The organism is Clostridium sp. BJN0001 (assembly GCF_022869825.1).
Taxonomy (GTDB): Bacteria; Bacillota; Clostridia; order Clostridiales; family Clostridiaceae; genus Clostridium.
The window spans coordinates 1,915,877-1,937,096 of record NZ_CP094971.1; the positions used below are offsets into that span (position 1 = coordinate 1,915,877).

At 28.9% G+C, this 21,220-nt stretch carries 23 protein-coding genes and 1 pseudogene; 9 read left to right on the forward strand and 15 right to left on the reverse strand.

The window, feature by feature from the left end; all coding sequences use genetic code 11:
* Position 1: 1 nt before the first annotated feature.
* Complete coding sequence (locus tag MTX53_RS09385) at positions 2–652, reverse strand: Crp/Fnr family transcriptional regulator (RefSeq protein WP_244833544.1); 651 nt, start codon at positions 650–652, stop codon at positions 2–4.
* Positions 653–818: 166 nt separating this feature from the next.
* Here MTX53_RS09385 and larA point away from each other — a divergent pair, with 166 nt between their 5' ends.
* The 6 genes from larA to larD are packed head-to-tail and all read left to right on the forward strand — an operon-like array spanning position 819 to position 5,551.
* Positions 819–2,102 (forward strand): nickel-dependent lactate racemase, encoded by a 1,284-nt coding sequence (gene larA / locus MTX53_RS09390; protein ID WP_244833545.1) that lies wholly within the window; start codon positions 819–821, stop codon positions 2,100–2,102.
* Between the two features lies 1 nt (position 2,103).
* Complete coding sequence (gene larE / locus MTX53_RS09395; RefSeq protein WP_244833546.1) at positions 2,104–2,934, forward strand: ATP-dependent sacrificial sulfur transferase LarE; 831 nt, start codon at positions 2,104–2,106, stop codon at positions 2,932–2,934.
* Positions 2,927–3,595 (forward strand): nickel pincer cofactor biosynthesis protein LarB, encoded by a 669-nt coding sequence (larB, locus tag MTX53_RS09400; RefSeq protein WP_244833547.1) that lies wholly within the window; start codon positions 2,927–2,929, stop codon positions 3,593–3,595. Before larE ends, larB begins: the two co-directional genes overlap by 8 nt.
* Before the next feature lie 9 nt (positions 3,596–3,604).
* Complete coding sequence (locus MTX53_RS13085) at positions 3,605–4,381, forward strand: LarC family nickel insertion protein (protein WP_280527242.1); 777 nt, start codon at positions 3,605–3,607, stop codon at positions 4,379–4,381.
* 20 nt (positions 4,382–4,401) lie between these two features.
* Complete coding sequence (gene larC / locus MTX53_RS13090; protein WP_280527243.1) at positions 4,402–4,836, forward strand: nickel insertion protein; 435 nt, start codon at positions 4,402–4,404, stop codon at positions 4,834–4,836.
* A 4-nt stretch (positions 4,837–4,840) separates the two neighbouring features.
* A complete protein-coding gene (gene larD, locus MTX53_RS09410; RefSeq protein WP_244833548.1) occupies positions 4,841–5,551 on the forward strand; it encodes a D/L-lactic acid transporter LarD in 711 nt (236 codons plus the stop codon).
* A 251-nt stretch (positions 5,552–5,802) separates the two neighbouring features.
* On the opposite strand, the gene MTX53_RS09415 is transcribed toward larD, so the two are convergent.
* The 11 genes from MTX53_RS09415 to MTX53_RS09465 all read right to left on the reverse strand — a co-directional run bounded on the left by MTX53_RS09415 (position 5,803) and on the right by MTX53_RS09465 (position 15,233).
* Complete coding sequence (locus MTX53_RS09415; protein WP_244833549.1) at positions 5,803–6,669, reverse strand: IS3 family transposase; 867 nt, start codon at positions 6,667–6,669, stop codon at positions 5,803–5,805.
* A gap of 77 nt (positions 6,670–6,746) precedes the next feature.
* Positions 6,747–7,040, reverse strand: coding sequence for a helix-turn-helix domain-containing protein (locus tag MTX53_RS09420; protein WP_244833550.1), 294 nt, complete (start codon positions 7,038–7,040; stop codon positions 6,747–6,749).
* Positions 7,041–7,253: 213 nt separating this feature from the next.
* Positions 7,254–7,475, reverse strand: a complete 222-nt coding sequence (locus tag MTX53_RS09425; protein ID WP_244833551.1) for a hypothetical protein — start codon at positions 7,473–7,475, stop codon at positions 7,254–7,256.
* Positions 7,468–8,631 carry a PTS cellobiose transporter subunit IIC gene (celB, locus tag MTX53_RS09430; RefSeq protein WP_244833552.1) on the reverse strand — a complete coding sequence of 388 codons (1,164 nt, stop codon included), beginning with the start codon at positions 8,629–8,631 and terminating at the stop codon, positions 7,468–7,470. The genes MTX53_RS09425 and celB overlap by 8 nt, the downstream gene beginning before the upstream one ends.
* Positions 8,621–9,148: a hypothetical protein gene (locus MTX53_RS09435; protein ID WP_244833553.1), complete on the reverse strand. Its 528-nt coding sequence runs from the start codon at positions 9,146–9,148 to the stop codon at positions 8,621–8,623. Before MTX53_RS09435 ends, celB begins: the two co-directional genes overlap by 11 nt.
* Complete coding sequence (locus MTX53_RS09440; protein ID WP_244833554.1) at positions 9,141–9,485, reverse strand: PTS cellobiose transporter subunit IIA; 345 nt, start codon at positions 9,483–9,485, stop codon at positions 9,141–9,143. Before MTX53_RS09440 ends, MTX53_RS09435 begins: the two co-directional genes overlap by 8 nt.
* 21 nt (positions 9,486–9,506) lie before the next feature.
* The gene (locus MTX53_RS09445) at positions 9,507–11,507 is read right to left on the reverse strand and encodes a BglG family transcription antiterminator (protein WP_244833555.1); all 2,001 of its coding nucleotides are present in this window, start codon (positions 11,505–11,507) and stop codon (positions 9,507–9,509) included.
* A 29-nt stretch (positions 11,508–11,536) separates the two neighbouring features.
* Complete coding sequence (locus MTX53_RS09450) at positions 11,537–11,854, reverse strand: PTS cellobiose transporter subunit IIB (RefSeq protein WP_244833556.1); 318 nt, start codon at positions 11,852–11,854, stop codon at positions 11,537–11,539.
* Between the two features lie 29 nt (positions 11,855–11,883).
* Complete coding sequence (locus MTX53_RS09455; RefSeq protein ID WP_244833557.1) at positions 11,884–13,317, reverse strand: 6-phospho-beta-glucosidase; 1,434 nt, start codon at positions 13,315–13,317, stop codon at positions 11,884–11,886.
* A gap of 220 nt (positions 13,318–13,537) precedes the next feature.
* Positions 13,538–14,650 (reverse strand): 4-hydroxybutyrate dehydrogenase, encoded by a 1,113-nt coding sequence (locus MTX53_RS09460; RefSeq protein WP_244833558.1) that lies wholly within the window; start codon positions 14,648–14,650, stop codon positions 13,538–13,540.
* A 121-nt stretch (positions 14,651–14,771) separates the two neighbouring features.
* Positions 14,772–15,233 (reverse strand): WYL domain-containing protein, encoded by a 462-nt coding sequence (locus MTX53_RS09465; protein ID WP_244833559.1) that lies wholly within the window; start codon positions 15,231–15,233, stop codon positions 14,772–14,774.
* Positions 15,234–15,428: 195 nt separating this feature from the next.
* On the opposite strand from MTX53_RS09465, the gene MTX53_RS09470 reads away from it, so the two are divergent.
* From MTX53_RS09470 to MTX53_RS09480, 3 genes are all read left to right on the forward strand, one after another.
* Complete coding sequence (locus tag MTX53_RS09470) at positions 15,429–15,962, forward strand: DUF6431 domain-containing protein (protein ID WP_244833335.1); 534 nt, start codon at positions 15,429–15,431, stop codon at positions 15,960–15,962.
* Positions 15,963–16,043: 81 nt separating this feature from the next.
* Positions 16,044–17,288: a DDE-type integrase/transposase/recombinase gene (locus MTX53_RS09475; protein WP_244833336.1), complete on the forward strand. Its 1,245-nt coding sequence runs from the start codon at positions 16,044–16,046 to the stop codon at positions 17,286–17,288.
* A complete protein-coding gene (locus MTX53_RS09480; RefSeq protein ID WP_244833337.1) occupies positions 17,288–18,091 on the forward strand; it encodes an AAA family ATPase in 804 nt (267 codons plus the stop codon). The genes MTX53_RS09475 and MTX53_RS09480 overlap by 1 nt, the downstream gene beginning before the upstream one ends.
* A gap of 178 nt (positions 18,092–18,269) precedes the next feature.
* On the opposite strand, the pseudogene MTX53_RS09485 reads toward MTX53_RS09480, so the two are convergent.
* The 3 genes and pseudogenes from MTX53_RS09485 to glgB all read right to left on the reverse strand — a co-directional run.
* A pseudogene (locus MTX53_RS09485) lies at positions 18,270–18,437 on the reverse strand (alpha-amylase family glycosyl hydrolase); the annotation flags it as partial.
* 61 nt (positions 18,438–18,498) lie between these two features.
* Positions 18,499–19,344, reverse strand: coding sequence for a substrate-binding domain-containing protein (locus MTX53_RS09490; RefSeq protein WP_244833560.1), 846 nt, complete (start codon positions 19,342–19,344; stop codon positions 18,499–18,501).
* Positions 19,345–19,361: 17 nt separating this feature from the next.
* On the reverse strand, positions 19,362–21,179 hold the full coding sequence (gene glgB, locus MTX53_RS09495) for a 1,4-alpha-glucan branching protein GlgB (RefSeq protein ID WP_244833561.1): 1,818 nt from the start codon (positions 21,177–21,179) through the stop codon (positions 19,362–19,364).
* Positions 21,180–21,220: the final 41 nt, after the last annotated feature.

Below are 21,220 nucleotides of genomic sequence, written 5' to 3' on the forward strand. Positions count from 1 at the left end.
TTTATGTAAATCTTTGCATATAGTCTGCATCTATTATATGTATTTTATTATCAATTATATCAATTACTGCCTCTTCTTTTAATTCATGAAGAATTCTGTTTACACTATTACGTGTTGATATTCCGCAAAATCCAGCAATATCTTCATTAGTTATAGGAAATTCAATACGAATTCCTTTGTCTGTTTCTTTTCCAAATTTGTTAATAAGCTTATGCAAAAATGCACATACAGCTCCTTTTTTGCTGTTCATTATCATTATTTTTTCATTATACATACTATCAAGCAATTTATGCCTATAATAATCTTTTACATATTCCTGAAGCTTTTTATTACTGTTAACATAATTCCAGAACGTGACCCTTGGAATTCTATAAAAAACTGCTTCTTCCGATTCTATTCTTACGTTAAATGGCGATGATGTATATACGCTGACCTCATCTCTAACTAAAGAGATTATATCTGGAGCACATATATATGACATATTAAATTCTCTTCCGTCCTTTAGTATTATACTTGTTTTTATTGTTCCTTTTTTTAAAACATATGTGTACTGTTCATCAAGCCCACAAAAAGTTAAATATGAATGATACTTTCTTTTTATCGTAGGTGTATTGTTTTTTTCTAAAAAATCAATCAAAAATTCCGAATTCATCTTTAGTACTCCTTTTTACTTAAATATATATTAATATTTATATTTTAACTTTTATTTATATCATATGACGTTAACAAATGATACTATCTCATGATATATTATAAACTCTTATTTTATTTTAAACTAGTCTATGTTAAAAAATTTATAAAATAAAGGAAGATGTTTTATGAAAGAATTCAAATTACCATACGATTCAAAGACAATAGATCTTAAGCTTAATGATGAAAATTTTGCAGGTCTTTTAGAATCAAAGCAAGGTACATACAAATGTATTGAAAACGAAAATGACATTGTTGAAAAATCACTAGACAATCCAATTGGAAGCCCTTCACTTGAAGAACTTGCAAAAGGTAAAAAGGACATTGTATTAATAAGCAGTGACCATACAAGACCAGTTCCTTCAAAAATCATTACTCCTATTTTACTAAGAAGAATAAGAAGTGTATCTCCTAATGCACGTATACGTATCTTAGTTGCAACAGGATTTCACAGACCAAGTACAAAAGAAGAATTAATATCAAAATACGGAAAAGAAATTGTAGAAAATGAAGAAATAGTAATGCATTTTTCAAAAGATGATGCTGCTATGAAAAAAATAGGTACTCTTCCAAGTGGTGGAGAATGCATTATAAATAAAATCGCAGCTGAAGCTGATTTATTAATTGCTGAAGGATTTATCGAATCACATTTCTTTGCTGGATTCTCTGGTGGAAGAAAATCAGTACTTCCTGGTATAGCTTCATATAAAACTATCATGGCAAATCACTGTGGAGAATTTATAAATAACAAAAATTCACGTACAGGAAATTTATCTCATAACCTTGTTCATGAAGATATGCTTTATGCAGCAAGAACAGCTAAATTAGCTTTTATAGTAAATGTTGTTCTTAATGGTGATCATAAAGTAATCGGATCATTTGCAGGTGATGTAGAAAAAGCTCATTTAGAAGGATGTAATTTTGTAAACAGCTTAGCACGTGTAAATAAAGTTAAATGTGATATAGCTCTATCAACAAATGGAGGATATCCTCTTGATCAGAATATTTATCAGGCTGTAAAAGGAATGACTGCTGCTGAAGCAACACTTAACAAAGATGGAATAATCATAATGGTTGCAGGATGCCGTGACGGACATGGTGGACAAGACTTTTATGATAATATCGCAAATGTAAAAGATCCAAAGGAATTCTTTGATTCAGCATCAAATACTCCAAGATCAAAGACTGTACCTGAACAGTGGACTTCTCAGATTTTAGCAAGAATCTTAGCTAATCACAAAGTAATAATGGTTTCTGATTTAGTTGACCCTTCACTCGTAACTGGATTACATATGGAACTTGCAAAAACTTTAGATGAAGCTTTTAATAGAGCATTTGAATTAAAAGGAAAAGATGCAAAGGTTGCTGTAATACCTGATGGTTTAAGTGTTATAGTACAGGATAATAAATAATATGATCTCTCTTGAAGAAAAGCTAAAAACTTTAAAAAGCTTAATAGCCTCATACGGTTCATGTGCTATTGCCTTTTCAAGCGGTGTAGATAGTACATTTTTATCATATGTCACAAAGGAAGTACTTAATGACAAGGCTATTTTAATTTCTGCTAATGTTAATACACTTACATCAAGAGATACAGAAGATATTATTTCCTATTCAAAAAATATAGGACTAAAATTAATAACAATTTCATGTGATCAGCTTGCAATAGATAATTTTGTTAAAAACCCACCAAAAAGATGTTATTTTTGTAAATATCATTTATTTTCAAAAATAAAAGAAACTGCGAAAAAAAACGGTATAGATACTGTAATTGATGGAACAAATGCAAGCGACTGCAATGATTATCGTCCTGGTATTAAAGCTTTAGAAGAACTTAATATAAAGTCGCCTTTAAAAATATGTGGCTTTACAAAAAAGGAAATAAGAGACTTATTAAAAGCATGGAATATAGATGCTTTTAATAAGCCATCTTCAGGTTGTCTTGCAACTCGTATACCTTATTTTGAAAATATTACGCAGGAAAAACTTGATATTATCCGTAAATGTGAAGACTATTTATTAAATCTTGGATTAACAGATATACGTGTAAGACTGCAAAACGGTACTGCACGTATTGAAGTTAATCCTAAAAATCGATCTTATTTTTTTAATACATCAATAATGGATAATATCTACAAAACCTTTATATCATTTGGGTGCAGCTATGTTTCTCTTGATTTAAGAGGATATAAAACAGGAAGTTTAAATGAAATTTTAGATAAAGGAACAAATCAAAATGAATGATAACAAATTTATAGATATTGATATAGCAAAAGTAGATATTGATAGAGATAAAAGAAACGGCTATCCCGAAGTAATTTATGGCGAAGGAAAAACTTTTGATCAGATAATAAAAATATCTAAAGTTTTATTAAATGAAGATAAAACCGTACTTGTAACACGTCTTTGTGAAGAAAAAATGTCGCATATATATAAAGAATTTCCAGATGCAGTATATGATAAAGAAGCTCGCTGCATGGTAATTAATAAAAAAAATAGCAAAAAGCCAAAAAGCTATATTGCAATTGTAACTGCTGGAACAAGTGATATACCTGTTGCAAAAGAAGCAGAATTTTGTGCTGATGTATTCTCTAATGAAGTAAAAGCTATTTACGATGTAGGTGTTGCAGGAATACAAAGATTATTTTCTTATCTTGATGTTATTAGAAACGCTAAAGTAGTAATAGTTATAGCAGGTATGGAAGGCGCTCTTGCAAGTGTTGTATGCGGACTTGTTGATAAACCAGTAATTGCTGTTCCAACAAGTGTTGGATATGGTACAAGCCTTAATGGCATTACTGCTCTACTTTCTATGCTAAACAGTTGTGCTAGCGGCTTAAGCGTTGTAAATATTGATAACGGATTTGGTGCTGCTTACAATGCAAGTATGATTAATCATTTATAGGAGGAATTTATGTCTACATTATATTTAGATGCATTTTCTGGTATAAGCGGTGATATGTTTATTGCAGCTATGCTGGATATTGGTGCAGATTTTAAAAATTTAGAAACTGAATTAAAAAAACTGAACTTATCAAATTATAAGCTTTATTATGAAAAGAAATCAAAAAACTCTATCTTTGGAAGTGATTTTGATGTCATTTTAGAACATGGTGAAAAAGACTGTGGTATTTCTGAAGAACATAACCACCACCATCATCATCATCACGGAAGAAATTTTGCAGATATAAAAAAACTTATTGAAGAAAGTACTTTAAGTGATTTTGTAAAAAGCCATTCTATTTCAGTATTTCTTGAAATAGCAAAGGCAGAAGCTAAAGTACACAATAAAACTATAGATGACGTTCATTTTCATGAAGTAGGTGCTATTGACTCAATTATAGATATTGTTGGATCCTTCATATGTTTAGAAGAATTAAATATTGAAAAGGTAATCTCCTCTCCTCTTACTGATGGATGTGGACATATAAATATCGCACATGGAGAAATGCCTGTTCCAGTTCCAGCTGTAATGCAGATGAGAGTAAATTCTTATATTCCTGTTAATCAGCGTCTTGACATACATACAGAGCTTATTACTCCAACAGGACTTGGAATTGTAAAAGATATTGTTTCTGAATTTGGTTCAGTAAAAAGCGATATGGAAATTACAAATGCAGGTTATGGATTTGGTAAAAGAGAAACAGGATGTTTCAACGCTTTACGTGTACTTTTACTAAAAAAAAAATAAATAATTTTGAAGATAATATATTGGAAATAGAAGCCAATATTGATGATCAAAGCAGTGAACAGATTAGTTATGCTATGGATCTTCTTCTTAATATTGGAGCAAAAGACGTATTCCTTGCTCCAATAATGATGAAAAAAAGCAGAATGGCCTCTAAACTTACAGTTCTTGTTGACCCTTTAGAAAAAGAAAAGTTTATTAAAGCCATTTTGACTCATACTTCAACACTTGGAATACGATATAACATAAAACAAAGAACGATTATGAATCGTAAAATTATTAATATACAAACAATTTATGGAACTGTAAAAGTAAAACTTGCATCTTACGGCGATATAAAACATTATGATATCGAATATGAAGATTGTGCAAAGCTTGCTAGATTACATAACGTTCCAATAAAAAATATATATTTTGAAACAGAAAAGATATGTAAAAAACAATTTAAGGAGGAATAATAATATGTTTCAACATTTAGTTGCTGAATTTCTAAGCACGGGTCTTATGATTATTTTTGGTGTAGGAGTTCATTGCGATGAAGTATTAAAAAACACAAAATACAGAGGAAGCGGACATATATTTGCAATAACAACATGGGGATTCGGAATTACAATCGCCCTATTTATCTTTGATGGTGTATGCATGAATCCAGCTATGGTTCTTGCTCAGTGCATCTTAGGTCTAGTGCCATGGGCATGTTTTGTACCTTATAGTATAGCTGAAGTTTTAGGAGCATTTGCTGCTTCAATAATCGTTTATATAATGTATGCAGATCACTTTAAAGCTAGTGAAGAGGAAGTAAATCCTATTGCAGTAAGAAATATTTTCTCAACTAACCCTATAATTCGTAACCTTCCAAGAAATTTCTTTGTCGAATTTTTTGCAACATTTATATTTATAACTGGTACTCTTATGATTGCTACAAAATACGGAAGCATGCTTCCAATAGGCGTTGGTCTTTTAGTATGGGCAATTGGTATGGGACTTGGAGGTCCTACAGGATTCGCCATGAATCAGGCAAGAGATCTTGGACCAAGACTTGCTTTTCAAATACTTCCAATAAAACATAAAGCTAATAATGACTGGCAGTATGGTTTACTAATACCAGGTATTGCACCTTTTGCAGGCGCTGCATTTTCAGCAATAATTTTACATGTATTTTTAGGACTTTAATCTAATACATAGTTTACAAATGACAAATGTTGTGGAAATTCCGTAGGAATTTCATTGTATGATTTTTTGCGTTTTTACGCAAAAATAAGCTTTCGCCTGAAGCGAAAGCTAAATACAAAGTTTCTGCAATTTTGAGCAGAAACATCTTTCTTTGTCGGATTGGACCCCTCAAATGGGACTAATACATTCAAATACTAGTTTATTCTTAGATTTTCATTTTTGAAGAACTAATTTATTTAGTTCTTCAATTTTTATAATTTTACTACAAGGTTATTTTTAAAATTATTGTTTTTTAACTTATAAAATTCTTCAGGTGTTCTATAATCTATTGATGAATGAATTCTTCTACTATTATAGCCTTGAACATAAGTATTTATAACAGTTTCAGCTTCTTTAAAATTTTTAAAAAATATACCCGCTAAACATTCATCTTGTAGATATCTGTGATATGATTCAATGTGTGCGTTATAATTGGGGCTATGAGCTGGTATGCGCTCATGTATTATCTTTTCTTTAATACATACTTTCTCAAATTCATAAGCTATGAACTGACTACCGTTATCGGTACGAATTGTAAGACCATTTACTGAGTCTTTCAATTTACGCCTATATAAAGCTTGAAACACAGTTCTAATTGCACTTTTGGCATCAGCAGAATGTGATAAAATACACGAAACAATGCTTCTATCGAATACATCAATTATTGATGCTAAATAAGCTACTTGACGTGTTTCTGCTATGTATATATATTTTGTATCTAGTTCCCAAAGCTGATTTGATCTTAACACTTCGTGGTTTTTACATATACGTTTATATTTACGGATGCTTTTTCGTTGTTTTCTTAAAACACCCATAGTCAGCATAAGTCTATAAACTTTTTTCTTGTTTATTCTTATTTGATGCTCTCGCCTTAAAACAGATGTGACTTTTTTATATCCATAATGTTTTCCGAATTCGTCTGATAAGACAATAGTAATTAGTTTTTGTATTTGCAAGTCATTAATTTTTATGCCTGAAAAAGTATAACTAAAGCCTGGTATTATGCCATCCTTTTTTGTTTGTATTTTTAATTTATTGCTTTCAAGGCTTCGCCATCGGTAGTAGGTTGACTTCTTCAAAGCTAAAATTCTTAGTATAACAGATACAGGTGCACCTGTTGATATCCAATCATTAGCTATAATATATAAGTCTAATCCTACATGTTTTTTTTTAACATATCTCGAAGAACAGCAATCTCTAGTTCAAGCTCATTATTTCTCTTTTTAAGAGCTATGAACTCTTTTTTATAGTCAGGTATTTTTTCACTCAAGACTTGAGCTTTCTTAGGTTTTAATGTTTTTCCATACCTGCGATAATTACATTTCCAATACGATATCTGATGTGAATTGATATCATATTTAGCAGCTATTAACGAATTACTTCCACACGCTAAAGTTTCTTCTACTATTTTTACTCTTTCTTCTTCGGTAAATTTTCTAATAAATTTCATAAAAGACCTCCCCAAAATGTTGATTTTATTATAAAATACACTGAGTGTATTAGTCCAACATCTTGAGGGGGCCTATGAGCTATGAGTTGTCATTTGTCATTTGTACTTTGTCCTTTAGTATGTCCTCGTATAATAGGTTTATAATAAGAAATTTTCTTATTATAAACCTATTTTTATTATATAGAATAAAGAATTATCCTTTTTATTTGTTCTTTAATTTAATGCTAAATCATCTGACTCAATTTCAGCATTTTCTTTTTCTTCTTTGATTAATTTAGAATCATACATTTTAACAAAAGGGAAATAAATCAAAAATGCGAGTACACCATTAATTAATGCTAATAATATAGCTCTAAAATCTCCTGCAGTTCCTATAAATGCTCCGATACCAATTGGTGATGGCCATGGAACTTGTGCAATTATTGGATTAACCATGTGTAATTTTATTGCAAAGTAAGCTGTTGATGCACATGCCATTGGTGCTAAGAAAAATGGAATTGCAATGAATGGAATTATATATTATTGGGAGTCCAAATATAATTGGCTCATTAATATTAAATATTGCTGGTACAATACTTGCACGTCCTAGTACTTTTAATTGTTCTGATCTAGCTAAAAATGCTATAAATATTGTAAGTCCTAATGTAGTTCCTGAGCCTCCCATTATAACAAATGAATTTTGAAATTCACCTGCAAATGGTATATTTGCACCTTGTATATTTAATTGCATATTAGATAAAACAATTGGAGTTAAAAATGAACTTATAATATTTGCACCATGTATACCTACAATCCATAAAGCATGAATTAAGAAGTAAATTACTAAAATTCCAAGCCAGCTATTAGTTAGATTACTTACAAAACTAAATGGTATTGATATAACTTTAAATATGTCAATTCCAAAAGAAACAAATATACCATTTATTAAAAGTACTACAAAAGATACAAGAAATGCTGGAATTAATGCAGTAAATGAACGTGCTACACCTTCTGGAACAGCCTCTGGCATTTTAATAATTAAATTATGTTTTACACATTCACGATATAATTGAACAGCTACAACAGCCATTATAATTGCTGTAAATATACCAGTAGTTCCTAAACGAGATACTCCATCTCCTCCTATATTCCAACCATTTATTATTTTTGTATTATCAGTAATTTGATTTATTAAACTTATCTTTCCATCTCCTAATACCAATTCTGGAATAGTCATAAAAAATGCGAACATAGAAAGAAGTGCTCCATTTAACGGATTAAGATTAAGTTCCTCTTCGTCTGCAATAATTTTCGTATATTCGTATCCAATAACAATACAAAAATAAAGTGCTAAAATTCCCATTGTACATTTGTTAGCAAGCATGTACAAATCACTTATACGGAAAAATGTATTATTAAATATACCCTCAAGAAATGTCATTGTTTGAGGCAATATATTTAATACAAGAAACATAGATCCTACAATTGTAAACGGAATAGATGCCATACCTGCTGCCATTACTGCACGAACAAGACGAAACTGAGATACCTTCCCCATAGGTCCCATTAGATATTTTTCTAAAATTTCAAATAGTTTATTTTTATTTTCCATAATTATTCCTCCCTTTTTTTAATTCTTTTTCTAGTTCTTTTGTATATTTGAATTGCTTATCAGTACGATTTTTTATTCTTTGTAATCGTTTTAAGATAATCGCACAAAAAATCATTCCAATAAAAATAATTCCAATAATAAACTGATGAGACTCATTATTATTTTGTAAAAATGGAAATAGTCCATAAAATAATGGTGTAAATATGGTTACCATAACCATCACATTAATGCCTAATATTATTTTGTATGCTAAAATTGTCTTCTTCGCATTATCTATAGGAGAACTATACATCGTAAATTGTTCTACTACAGCTCTTACAATAAATATTAAATTAATTCCTGGCACTATAGCCCATACTTTATAGCTCATAATGAGAGAACAAAACCAATAAAGATTTGCAAAAAAGAAACCTGCTGTAATATAGCGGACTAATAAGAATCTATTAAAGTACATTGCTTTTAGACTCATTTCCTTTTTCCTTGCTTCAAGTTTCTGTTTTGCCTGACTACTATTCATCGAAATTTTCTCCATTTTTTAATTTGTACATCTGTTTATACATCTTCAAAAATTCAAGTGCCATTTCTCTAAGTGTCATTGTAGTCATTAGATGATCCTGTGCATGAACCATAATAATTTCCATAACTATTTCATCTCCATTTGCATAATCTTGAAGCAGTTTTGTTTGTGCTTTATGTGCCTTCCGAAGCTCATTATTTGCATCTTCCATCTTCTTTTGCGCTTCCTCAAATTTTCCTTTATTCATTAAATCAAGTCCTTCATGGACCATAGTTCTTGCATCTCCACTATGAACGATAATTTCAAATGCCACTACTTGTAAATCATCTTTTGTCATATATATAACTTCCTTTCATTCTTAAATTAATGTTGTAAATATTTCTTCAAAATCCTTAAAATCTTCACATTTTAATAATTTTTCTTGTACGTTTTCTTTTTCAGTTAATGAAACAATAGCTCTTGTTATATACTTTAAATGAGCATTCTCTATTTTGGATGGAGATAGTAAAAATACAAATTTTATTTTTTTAAATTGATCATTCCATCTTACCCCATCTTTTATTATTGCTACAGCAATACGTGCACTTTCTCCAATTGATTTTGCTGGATGCGGCACTGCTATGTTACTACTAAATACTAGAGAGCTCATCTGTTCACGCTGATCTATCTGCCTTAACATGATTTCAGAATAATAAGGTTTTTCATATCTTTGTAATAAATTAACTAAATCTTTAACTATATCTTCTTTTAATTCTGATTTATTTAAGATAATAAAACAGTCTTTTTTAAAGAACTTTTCAAATAAAGTTTTCTTTTCTGATGAAATAACTAAACTTTCACTTTTATCTTTCTTGCTATTTTTAGAGATTCTATTTTCAATAAATGCTTTGATTTCCTTTATTTCTTTATCATTTAAAAAAACGCTGACATGTATAACAGGCACATTAAATACAACTGTGTATAAATCTATAGATGAAATAATAAGATCAATTCCATTTAATTTTTCATCATTTATTTCATAATATCCAATAACATCAACAATATTTATGTGTTGTCCAAACTCTTTTTTAAGTCTTATACTAAGCATCTGTCCACTGCCATATCCTGTAGCACATATAACGAGTATATTAAGTTTTTTATTATCTTTATATCTTTCTATTGCAGCCATAAAGTGCAAACAAATATATGCCCATTCACTATCAGATACTTTGTAATCTTTTAAAATTGATAAATTTGAGAGATAATGTTTTGTAAGGAGCAAAATATCACCATAATTTTCTCTTATTTCATTAAGTAATGGATTCTCTAGCACTACCCCATTTTCAAGCCTCATATGAAGCGGGTAAAAATGCGTCATAAGACCATTAATAAGCTGATGATCATTTTTTATACAATATCCTATTTCATTTTCAATTTTCTCTAAAATTATTACTAATTCATCGTATATTTTCTTTTCATTATTAAATTCTTTAACATCATCTTGATTTTTAGAAGTACATTTTACTTTTAAATGAAGAGCTACATAATAAGCTTCTTCTTCTGGAAATTCAATATTGCTGCATAATTTTATACGCTTTAAAATATTTTTAGCTACTAAAAGCTGCTTATCATTTTTCATAACTATATCGCTTTTTGCTACTTTAAGATTAAATCCATCTCTTATACGTTTTATCGCTAATGCAATATGCAGTACAAGATTTTGTATTATGTAATCTGAAAGTTTAAGCTCTGCTTCACGACATTCATCTAAAACTATTATTGTTATTTCCTCAAAACTTATATCGCCTAAAAACAATGTATTTCCAACATATTTATTAATTGAAATGCTAAAACTGTTGCTGAAAAAGTAATCCATTATAAAATGTCTTTTATCTTTTTCATTTCCATCAATATAGACTCCCTTTTTTACTTTACTTACTACAGACAGGTTATAAGATTTCAAAAACTTTCTTATTTCTGAAAAATCATTCGATAATGTTGAACGTGATACATATAATTCATCACACAAATCATCAAATAGTGCATATTCATCTTGAAATAATAATTTATTCAAAATGTAATACTGTCTATCTTTTGAATCCTCCATTCTAATTTCATTTTTTTTCATTAGATTATTTTTATTCTTTTTTATAAAAGTGTTAAACTCAGATTCGTAAGTAATTTTAAAAACATATCCATGGCCTGGTCTTGCAGTAATTTCAGCACCATTTTCTATTAATATCTCTTGCAATCTTTTTATATAATTACGTATAGTACGATCTGATAAATTCAAATTTTCTGCTATATCTTTACTCGTCATAATCTCGCCCGTATTTTTAATAAAAACTTCCAAGATTGCTTTTTCTTTATTGCTTAACACCTAAACACCTCTCCTTAAAGAATCACTTTTTATTTTAAGTTTTCAAGAATGAGCTTTGCCATCTTTTGTACTCCCATTGGAATTGGAATATATGCTTGTGGCATAATATTTATAACAGGTTTATTTACTTTTTTACCAGCTTCAGCAAACTTTGCATAATACATTTTTGTTTGTGGACTTATTAGAAATAAATCAAAATCTCCTTCTTCTATATTTTTGGCGCCTTCTGTTGCTGAAACCGCATCTACTATGATTTCTTTTCCTTTACTTTTTAAAAATTCTGTTGTTTTCTTTGCCATTAATGATGATGACATTCCTGCTGCACAAATAATTAACACTTTTTTCATAATAATCACTCCATTTTTAATTTATATTTTTAATCCAATTTTTCTCCATTTGATGCAATAACCTTTTTATACCAGTCAAATGATTCTTTCTTAGATCTTTTTAATGTTCCATTTCCTTCATTATCTTTATCAACATAAATAAATCCATAACGCTTTTTCATTTCACCAGTTCCTGCTGATACTAAATCAATACAGCCCCAAGGTGTATATCCCATTAAATCAACACCATCTTCTGAAACTGCTTTTATCATTTCCTTTATATGAGCCTTTAAATATTCAATGCGATAATCATCATGTATCATTTTATCTTCAGAAATTTTATCTACAGCTCCAAATCCATTTTCAACTATAAATAATGGAAGATGATACATATCTGTAAACCAATTTAGAGCATATCTTAATCCTTCTGGATCAATCTGCCATCCCCATTCAGATGCTTTTACATACTTATTTTTAACTAAATCTCTTGTTTCATCATATTCAAATGATTCATTTCCTTCATTATATTTTGTAGCAAATGACATATAATAACTAAATCCTATATAATCAACACATCCAGCTTTTAAATCTCTTGCATCATCTTCTGTAAAATCTAATTTTATGCCTTTTCTTTCTAAATATTTCTTAATATGATTTGGATATTCACCATGTACATGTACATCTGCGAAATAATAACGCTTTTGCATTGCTTTTTGTGCCATTAATACATCTTTTGGAGCACATGTTGCTGGATAAATAGGGCACATTGCAATCATACATCCAATCTTAAAATCTGGATTTATTTCATGTCCAATTTTAACTGCACGTGCACTTGCTACAAGTTCATAATGAGCTGCCTGATACATTATTGCTTCACGATTTTCACCTGGTTTATAATAAATACCCGAATTAGTAAATGGTGCAAAATCTGTTTTATAGTTAGCCTGATTATTTATTTCATTAAAAGTCATCCAATATTTAACTTTGTTTTTATAACGTTTAAAACATGTTGTTGCAAATCTTTCAAAAAACTCAATAAGCTTACGATTACGAAAACCTCCATATTTTGTAACTAGATGAAATGGAAGTTCAAAATGTGATAATGTAATAACTGGTTCAATTCCATATTTTAAACATTCATCAAATAAATCATCATAAAATTTTAATCCTTCTTCATTTGGTTCTAATTCATCACCATTTGGAAATATTCTTGTCCAAGCTATTGATGTTCTAAAACATTTAAAACCCATTTCTGCAAAAAGAGCAATATCTTCTTTATAATGATGATAAAAATCAATAGCTTCATGGTTAGGATAATATTCTCCTTCTAAAACCCCATCAGTAATCTTACGATCTACTCCGTTTGCTCCAGCTGTCATTACATCAGCTACACTTATTCCTTTATTTCCTTCTTTATATGCACCTTCAAGTTGATGAGCAGCAACTGCTCCACCCCAAAGAAAATCATCTTTTAATTTTTCCATTATAATTTCCTCCTTTTTATTTTAGCTTTTAATATAACGTTTTCATCGAAGTTATATCGGCTTAGCTTGTACTATATTTGTTTGCCTCACCTTATGATTATATATTACATTTAATTTATGTAATTTTGAATAGTATCTTTTTCCGCAGTACAAAGGAAAAAAATTAAAAAAGTTCTAATTATTAAATATACATCAATAATTAGAACTTTTTATATTTTATTTAAAATAATTCTTTATATACTTTTTTTATTCTTTCTTTATCAAAAGGCACAAAATTATTTGCAAGTAGACGCTGTTGATTTTCAATTACAGAATCTGCAAATAGTAATATTTCCTCTTCTTTCATGCCATATTCATGTAAGGCTTTTTTAGGAATTAATACATTTAAGATCTTTTCTAATTCATCATATACATTTTGAACATCACATTTAATTATATCTGCAATATATTTATTTAATTTTTCAATCTCACCATCATTTTTAAGTTCCATGTAGTTTTTCATAACACCTGTAAATACTGCATAGTTTGCTTCTCCATGAGCTACATGATAATTTGCTCCTAATGGATAACTAAGTGCATGCACAGCAGCACATCCTGCATTTCCAAATGCTATTCCAGCATAATTTGAAGCGATTAAAAATTCTTTTAATAATGGAATTCTTGCGTTTTCTCCATCTTTGCAGATTTTTATATAGTTCTTTAAGATAATTTCAATTGCTTTATAACTGAATAATTTTGTATATTCATTTGCCTTCGGTGATAAGCTTGATTCTATTGCATGAATTAAAGCATCAATAGAACTTGTAGCAAAAAATTTAAAAGGAAGTCCTTTTAATAATTCAGGAATAAGCACTGCTGAATCTGCATACATTGCATCAGATACAAGCCCTTTTTTAGTTCCACGACTATTTAACGCCATAATAGTGATATTTGTCATTTCAGAACCAGTTCCACAGGTTGTTGGAACTAAAATTAACTCTTTATCTTTTTGTAGTGGAAGCTTTCCATCATATAAATCAAGAATAGGAGTTACATGTTTTAATGCAAATAATTTTGAAATATCTAAAACAGTTCCTCCTCCAATTGCTATAATACGTTTTACCTTTGTTTTAATCGCATTATAAATTGCCTCTGCCATATCATCTGATGGCTCTCCCATGCCATAATTTTCTTGATAAATAACTTCACATTCTAAATTTAAATTACCAAAACATGGTTCATAAATATACTTGTTTGTGATAATTAAATCTCCTGCGCCTATGTTAAATTCTTCTGCAAATTTTCTGCATGTATCATATTGTATAATTTTAGGTATAATTTGAAATTCACTCATTATGTTAGCCCCCTTATTAAATTAATTTATAATAATAATTATATCATGTCATATTTACTCATGATACCCATTAAGACTAAATATATTTCTTTATTTGACCTCATTTATCTTAAAATATAAATTACATATATAGTTCATACATTCTTCGTATAGTTTCTTTTATCTCCTCAACATACTCTTTAGGTTTAGTAACCTTCAAAAATTCCTTTTGTGAAAGAATCCATCTTTTCACGCCTTCACCATAAATCTCTGCTTTAACCTTATAGCCTCTTTCTGTCTTTCCTATAATAGTTGCTGTTGGTAATCTATCCAAAACCGCTTCAATAGAATCTCCAAAGAACTCAAATTCGATAGTTTTAAAATCACCTGTATACATAAACTGAACTTTTTTTCTATATTTATCCTCTTCAAATCTCCCATATGGATATGTAGAATTTTTATTAGTTTCCTTATAATTTTCAATTCTATCAACCCTAAATGCAATCTCTATCTTACTGCTTCCTTTTTCAATTTGTGAAACTAAATAAAAATAATATTCATTAAAAACTATTGCTATAGGATTTACTATATTATAGAATAGCATTTTATATGATGTTAAAAAATTTAAATATCTTCAAAATAAATAAAGAGCAAGCATTATTTGCATGACTAAATTTTAGTCAAAGTATTTAATGCTTGCCTTTTTTAGTATATTATTATTTTATATTATTCTTAGAAAGGAAAAAAGCAGAGCAACACCACCGACCAAAGTTTTGTTGCTCTGCTAACCATAAATTCTATGATAACTAATATTTATGATACAAAAATCATATCTAATTTAGATTCAAAAATCAAGTCATTAACGCAAAAATCCTATGATAAATTTATTAAAGACATAGATTTTCACAAACTTACTTGTTCCTGCGGAAGGTCCGGGCAGCTTGTAAAGCATGGTTATTACAAGAGAACTGTTAAAAACAGTGATGGCAAGATATCTATAACAATTCTTAGAGCAAAGTGTACATGTTGCAATAAAACTCATGCTATATTTCCAGAGTGTATTGTACCTTATTCTCAAATTCTTTTATGTGATCATATTTCAATTATTAATGCTTATAATTCCAAAGCTTCTTTTGAACCCATTATGATAGCTAATGAATTTATCGATGAAAGCAATATTTTTTATATAATAAAACAATATCTAGAGCATTGGAAGGAACGTATTACTTCATTTAAAATTTCATTAGATTTAAGTATTTCAAAGCAATGTTTAAAAAACTTTAAAAGACAATTTATGCAAATTAAATGCATCAATAATATTTTATTTTCGTAAAACCACATAACTTAGTTTTACTGTTAATTTATGTAGATATAAGCTTATATTGTAATAAAACAAAGGAGGCTTTTTCAAAATATGGACGAAAAAACTAGAAAAGAAATACCACTTTTCAGGTACGGAATCTTGGCTCCTCTGATAAGTGGTACTTATGATGAAAATAAAAGTGTTAAACAATTTTTCCGAGATGCCGCAGGCAAAGTATATCAGACTCCAGATGGTGAAGATACTAAGGTAGCTGCTGCTACTCTTGAACGTTGGTATTACAATTACAAGAATAAGGGCTTTGAGGCACTCATACCTGTAAAACGATGCGACACTGGAAGAACACGTAAATTAGATTCTGATATTACAGAACAGATTAAATATTTAAAACAAGAATATCCAAGAATCCCAGCAACACTTATCTATCAAAAGCTTATTAACAATGGAACTATTGTTAAAGGAGATATTTCACTTTCAACAATTAATAGGTATGTTAATGTTCTTAAGCTTGAGAATAAATATTCTAAAAATAAAGATATGAAAAGATATGAGCGTGCTCATATAAATGAAGTATGGTGTGGTGACAGCAGCGTTGGACCTTATTTGAAGGTAGATGGTAAAAAGAAACGCGTTTACATAATAGCACTTATTGATGATGCTTCAAGATACATAACAGGAATAGATGTATTTTTTAATGATAATTTTGTAAATCTTATGTCTGTTTTAAAATCTGCTGTTACACGATTCGGGAAACCTAAAATCTTAAACTTTGATAATGGTGCTTCATATAAGAACAAGCAAATGGAACTTTTAGCAGCTAGAATAGGTACAACTATTAGTTATTGTGCACCCTATACCCCACAATCAAAAGCTAAAATTGAAAGGTGGTTTCGTACATTAAAAGATCAATGGATGTCCCAGCTTAATATGAATGATTTTAATAATTTAGATGAACTTAGGATAAGCCTTATTTCATATGTTAATAGCTATAATCAGCATATACATTCTTCTCTAGATGGACTATCTCCACAGGACAGGTTTTTCAAGGAATCTCACATGATTAAAAGGCTTACAGATGAACAAATTGAAACTTCCTTTTTACTTGAATATGAAAGAAGAGTATCAGCCGATAACGTAGTTATGATAGATGAAACAGAATATGAAGTTGATTATAGATACTCAAAACAAAGAATAACCCTAAGATATTCACCTGATTTAAGCAAAATTTATGTAGTTGATAAAAACACTTCTGAACTTACAGAAATAAAGCTTTTAAATAAGCATGATAATTCTGTTATAAAAAGGGAAAAAATAAAACTTACTGGAGGTCAAGAATAATGGATTATATAAGTAGATATGGAATGGATTTTAATCCGTTTATAAAAAATTCTAAGGAAATAGTAGTAGAAACTTCTGACTATAAAGAAGTTATTTGTAGACTTAATTATTTACTTAATAATAAAGGTTTCGGAATCCTGACCGGAGGTCCAGGGCGAGGTAAAACTACAATAATAAGAAACTGGTCTAATAGCCTTAATTCATCACTTTATAAAGTTATTTATAGTTCCCTTTCTACACTTACTGTTGCAGAATTTTATAAAAATATGGCTGCCCAGCTTGGACTAGAGCCAATGTGCAGAAAAATTGATAATTTCAAAATTATCCAAAATGAAATAACTAGATATTCAGTTGAAAAACGTATAACTCCTGTAATAATTATTGATGAAGCTAATTATGTAAGTAATGGAATACTTAATGATTTAAAAATGCTTTTTAATTTTGACATGGATTCAAGAGATCGTGCAATAGTACTTCTTGTGGGGCTTCCTCAGTTAAATAATACCATGAGGCTAGTTGCTAATGAGCCTTTAAGACAACGTATAACAATGAATTATAATTTAGATAATCTCACAAAATCAGAAACTAAAGACTATATATTAGCAAAGCTTACTGGTGCTAAATGTAATACTGATATTTTTGATGATACCGCTCTTGAAGCAATTGCTAACGCTTCGAACGGAGTTCCTAGAATTGTTAATAAAATCTGTGATTCTAGCCTTATGATAGGCAATACAAAAAATATGAATACAATTGATAGTGACATAATAATGCTTGCTGTTAATGAAACTGAACTTGGATAAAAGTAAAATCTGCAAATATCAATAAGGTATTTGTGGATTTTTTTGTAATATTCAGAATATTTATCATCATAAACCGTAACGAAGTAGCCTCATTTTCATTGAAGATTTTGAAGAATATATTCATTTTTAGCATCAAATAAAGTTATGATATTAGCATCAAATAATTTGACGTTTAATAATCCATTCTAAATCCGCCAATGCCTTTGTCTATCCAAAAATTCATCATATCATAAACTTCATTTCTGACATTTTCATTTTCCCAGTTAAGATCTGGCTGTTTTTTACTAAATAAATGAAGATAATACTGATCTGTATTTTCATCATACTGCCAAGCGCTCCCGCTAAATTTAGTATATAGTTTTTTTAATTAAACAGTATTTAAAAAATAAGCGGCGCTGAAAATGTTTTCAATTTTGCTTTAAAATTTTTTGACATGAATTTCTTTTAATTAATGAAGGTTTAAGCAGTATTATCCTTCCTATATCATTTTCTTCTAAAAGCCGTATAACCTCGCTAATTGAAGTCTTTCCTATTTCAAATATAGGATTGTGTATAGTTGTAATAGATGGATTATAAAATTTTGAAAATCTCATATCGTCAAATCCAATTACACTTACATCTTTTGGAACATCATACCCGATTTCAGCTAAAGCTTTTATCGCTCCAAGAGCCATATTATCATTAGTACAAAATATAGAATCAATTTGATTTTTAAAAGATAAAAAACTTCTTTTTATTTCTCTACATGCATCAGCTTCACTGTAAAAACAATTAAAAACAATATTTTCATTATATTTAATATTATTTTCTTTTAAAAATTCTCTATAATATCTAAACCTTATTGAATCCTCATTTCCAAATCCGCTCCTTATGCATGCAATTTTTTTATGATTTAAAGATAAAAAATACTTTAACGCAATATTTACTGCTTCTTTGTTATCAATAAGTACACTAGAAACATTTTTATCAAAAATTTCATTATCTAAAAATACAAACTTTGTATCTTTCATTTTTTTTATCATTATTTTAATGTACTTATCATCTAAATGCAAATTTACAATAATTGCTCCATCTATATCATTTTCTTTAATTATTTTTATTATATCAAAATCTTTATTTTTTTCCTGCATAAATAAGAGAATTCTATATTTTGTATTTACAAGTTGTGAAATAAATCCATCAAACAATCTCAAATAATATTCTCCTCGTAAATTGTATGTAAAAAAAGCTATTTTTTTACATTCACTACTCATTTTACTCTCCTCCATACCTAATATTGCTTTTTCTTAATTATACTTCCGCTCATTTTTGCAATATTAATTAATATATAGTTCTGTTCTCCATTCTTTGACGTATAAATCTTATGATTTATAACTCCACTTCCATCATACTTTTTATCATCCGTATTTATAATTTCATAATATTCATATGGATCATCTACTATAACTTTAAGATTGTCATATCTAGTATTAGATAAATTTAAAACTACATATGCTGCATCTCCATCAAGGCTATCTCTTTTATATATAAAAACACACTCTTTATCTGTATATATCCATGAAAATCCTCCTTTATTATAATCAGCTTTATATAGGCTTTTTTCATTTCTATAAATATTTTGTAAATCTTTAAAAAATTCTGAAAAAATATTATGTTTTGGGAAGTTATATAAATTCCAGCATAATTCTCTATCTTCTTTCCACTCATCAAATTGTGCAAATTCATTTCCCATAAAATTTAATTTTTTACCAGGATGCGTAAACATATAAAGATAGAAACACCTTAATAAAGAAAACTTTTCCTCGTATGTTCCATTCATTTTATTAATAACTGAATTTTTATAATGTGATACTTCATCATGTGATATTGGCAAAAGATAGTTCTCATTATAGAAATAATGCATAGAAAACATTAACTTATTTCTATTATTTCTTTTTTCATATTGAGGCATCATAAAATATTGAAACGAATCATGCATCCAACCAAAACACCATTTATAATCAAACCCTAGTCCGCCATAAATTACAGGTTTTGTAACTTTATTATATATAGATGAATCTTCTGCAATATACATAACTCTTGGATGTTTCATCTGCATCTCATAATTCAAGTTTTTTAAAAACCATACTCCTGACTCATTAATACCTTTATTAATATCTCCATCTACATAAACCATATTTGATACAGCATCATATCTTACTCCATCAAAATGAAAATATGTTATAAAGAAATTAATACTTGATTTTAAAAAGCTTATTACATGTGGTTTTGTATAATCAAAAATAGCAGTTCCCCATTCACTACTACTCTTATCATCATATTCACTCTCAAAAACATGGCTTCCGTCATATTCATAAAGAGCTGAATAATCTTTTACAAAATGTCCAGGAACAAAATCAAATATAACTCCAATTCCTTCTTTGTGACATTTATCAATGAAATACATCAAATCCTTAGGCTCTCCATATCTGCTTGTTGCACTAAAAAATCCTGATATCTGATAACCCCACGATCCATCAAACGGATATTCATTTATAGGCATAAGCTCAATATGTGTAAAACCTTTTTCCTTTACATAAGGAATTAGTATCTTTGACATTTCTCTATACGTATAAAAAGTCTTTTTTTCTTTATTTTTTATTTTCCACGAACCTAGATGCACTTCATATATAGAAAGCGGCATATCAAAATTCTTATATCGCTTTTTCATATATTCTTTATCTGTCCATTTAAATCCTTTTATATTGTATACTCTTGAAGCTGTTCCAGGTCTTAATTCACTATAAAATGCAAATGGATCTATTTTGTCAGCTAAGTGTCCATTTTTATTTTTTATTTTATATTTATAATATGAGCCTTCAAAATTTCCCTCTACAAATAAAGTCCATATACCGTATAAGATTTTTTTCATTAAAATAGGCTGCCAGTTATTAAAATCAGCTATAAGAAATACTTCCATAGCCTCTGGAGCATATACTGTAAATTTTATTCCATTTTTCCCATTTTGTCTTACAATATGAGAGCCAAAAACCTTATACGCTTTATATGAATGTCCTTGAAGATATTCATTTATCTCTGAAATACACATATTATGACCCCCTTAAACTTCTCATTTCCCTTTAAAATTGC

Coding starts and splice junctions, on each gene's coding strand:
- MTX53_RS09385 (WP_244833544.1), bottom strand. CDS start 652: ATGAATTCGGAATTTTTGATTGATTTTTTAGAAAAAAACAATACACCT.
- larA (WP_244833545.1), top strand. CDS start 819: ATGAAAGAATTCAAATTACCATACGATTCAAAGACAATAGATCTTAAG.
- larE (WP_244833546.1), top strand. CDS start 2,104: ATGATCTCTCTTGAAGAAAAGCTAAAAACTTTAAAAAGCTTAATAGCC.
- larB (WP_244833547.1), top strand. CDS start 2,927: ATGAATGATAACAAATTTATAGATATTGATATAGCAAAAGTAGATATT.
- MTX53_RS13085 (WP_280527242.1), top strand. CDS start 3,605: ATGTCTACATTATATTTAGATGCATTTTCTGGTATAAGCGGTGATATG.
- larD (WP_244833548.1), top strand. CDS start 4,841: ATGTTTCAACATTTAGTTGCTGAATTTCTAAGCACGGGTCTTATGATT.
- MTX53_RS09420 (WP_244833550.1), bottom strand. CDS start 7,040: ATGAAATTTATTAGAAAATTTACCGAAGAAGAAAGAGTAAAAATAGTA.
- MTX53_RS09425 (WP_244833551.1), bottom strand. CDS start 7,475: ATGGTTAATCCAATAATTGCACAAGTTCCATGGCCATCACCAATTGGT.
- celB (WP_244833552.1), bottom strand. CDS start 8,631: ATGGAAAATAAAAATAAACTATTTGAAATTTTAGAAAAATATCTAATG.
- MTX53_RS09435 (WP_244833553.1), bottom strand. CDS start 9,148: ATGAATAGTAGTCAGGCAAAACAGAAACTTGAAGCAAGGAAAAAGGAA.
- MTX53_RS09440 (WP_244833554.1), bottom strand. CDS start 9,485: ATGACAAAAGATGATTTACAAGTAGTGGCATTTGAAATTATCGTTCAT.
- MTX53_RS09450 (WP_244833556.1), bottom strand. CDS start 11,854: ATGAAAAAAGTGTTAATTATTTGTGCAGCAGGAATGTCATCATCATTA.
- MTX53_RS09455 (WP_244833557.1), bottom strand. CDS start 13,317: ATGGAAAAATTAAAAGATGATTTTCTTTGGGGTGGAGCAGTTGCTGCT.
- MTX53_RS09460 (WP_244833558.1), bottom strand. CDS start 14,650: ATGAGTGAATTTCAAATTATACCTAAAATTATACAATATGATACATGC.
- MTX53_RS09465 (WP_244833559.1), bottom strand. CDS start 15,233: ATGCTATTCTATAATATAGTAAATCCTATAGCAATAGTTTTTAATGAA.
- MTX53_RS09470 (WP_244833335.1), top strand. CDS start 15,429: ATGATAACTAATATTTATGATACAAAAATCATATCTAATTTAGATTCA.
- MTX53_RS09475 (WP_244833336.1), top strand. CDS start 16,044: ATGGACGAAAAAACTAGAAAAGAAATACCACTTTTCAGGTACGGAATC.
- MTX53_RS09480 (WP_244833337.1), top strand. CDS start 17,288: ATGGATTATATAAGTAGATATGGAATGGATTTTAATCCGTTTATAAAA.
- MTX53_RS09490 (WP_244833560.1), bottom strand. CDS start 19,344: ATGAGTAGTGAATGTAAAAAAATAGCTTTTTTTACATACAATTTACGA.
- glgB (WP_244833561.1), bottom strand. CDS start 21,179: ATGTGTATTTCAGAGATAAATGAATATCTTCAAGGACATTCATATAAA.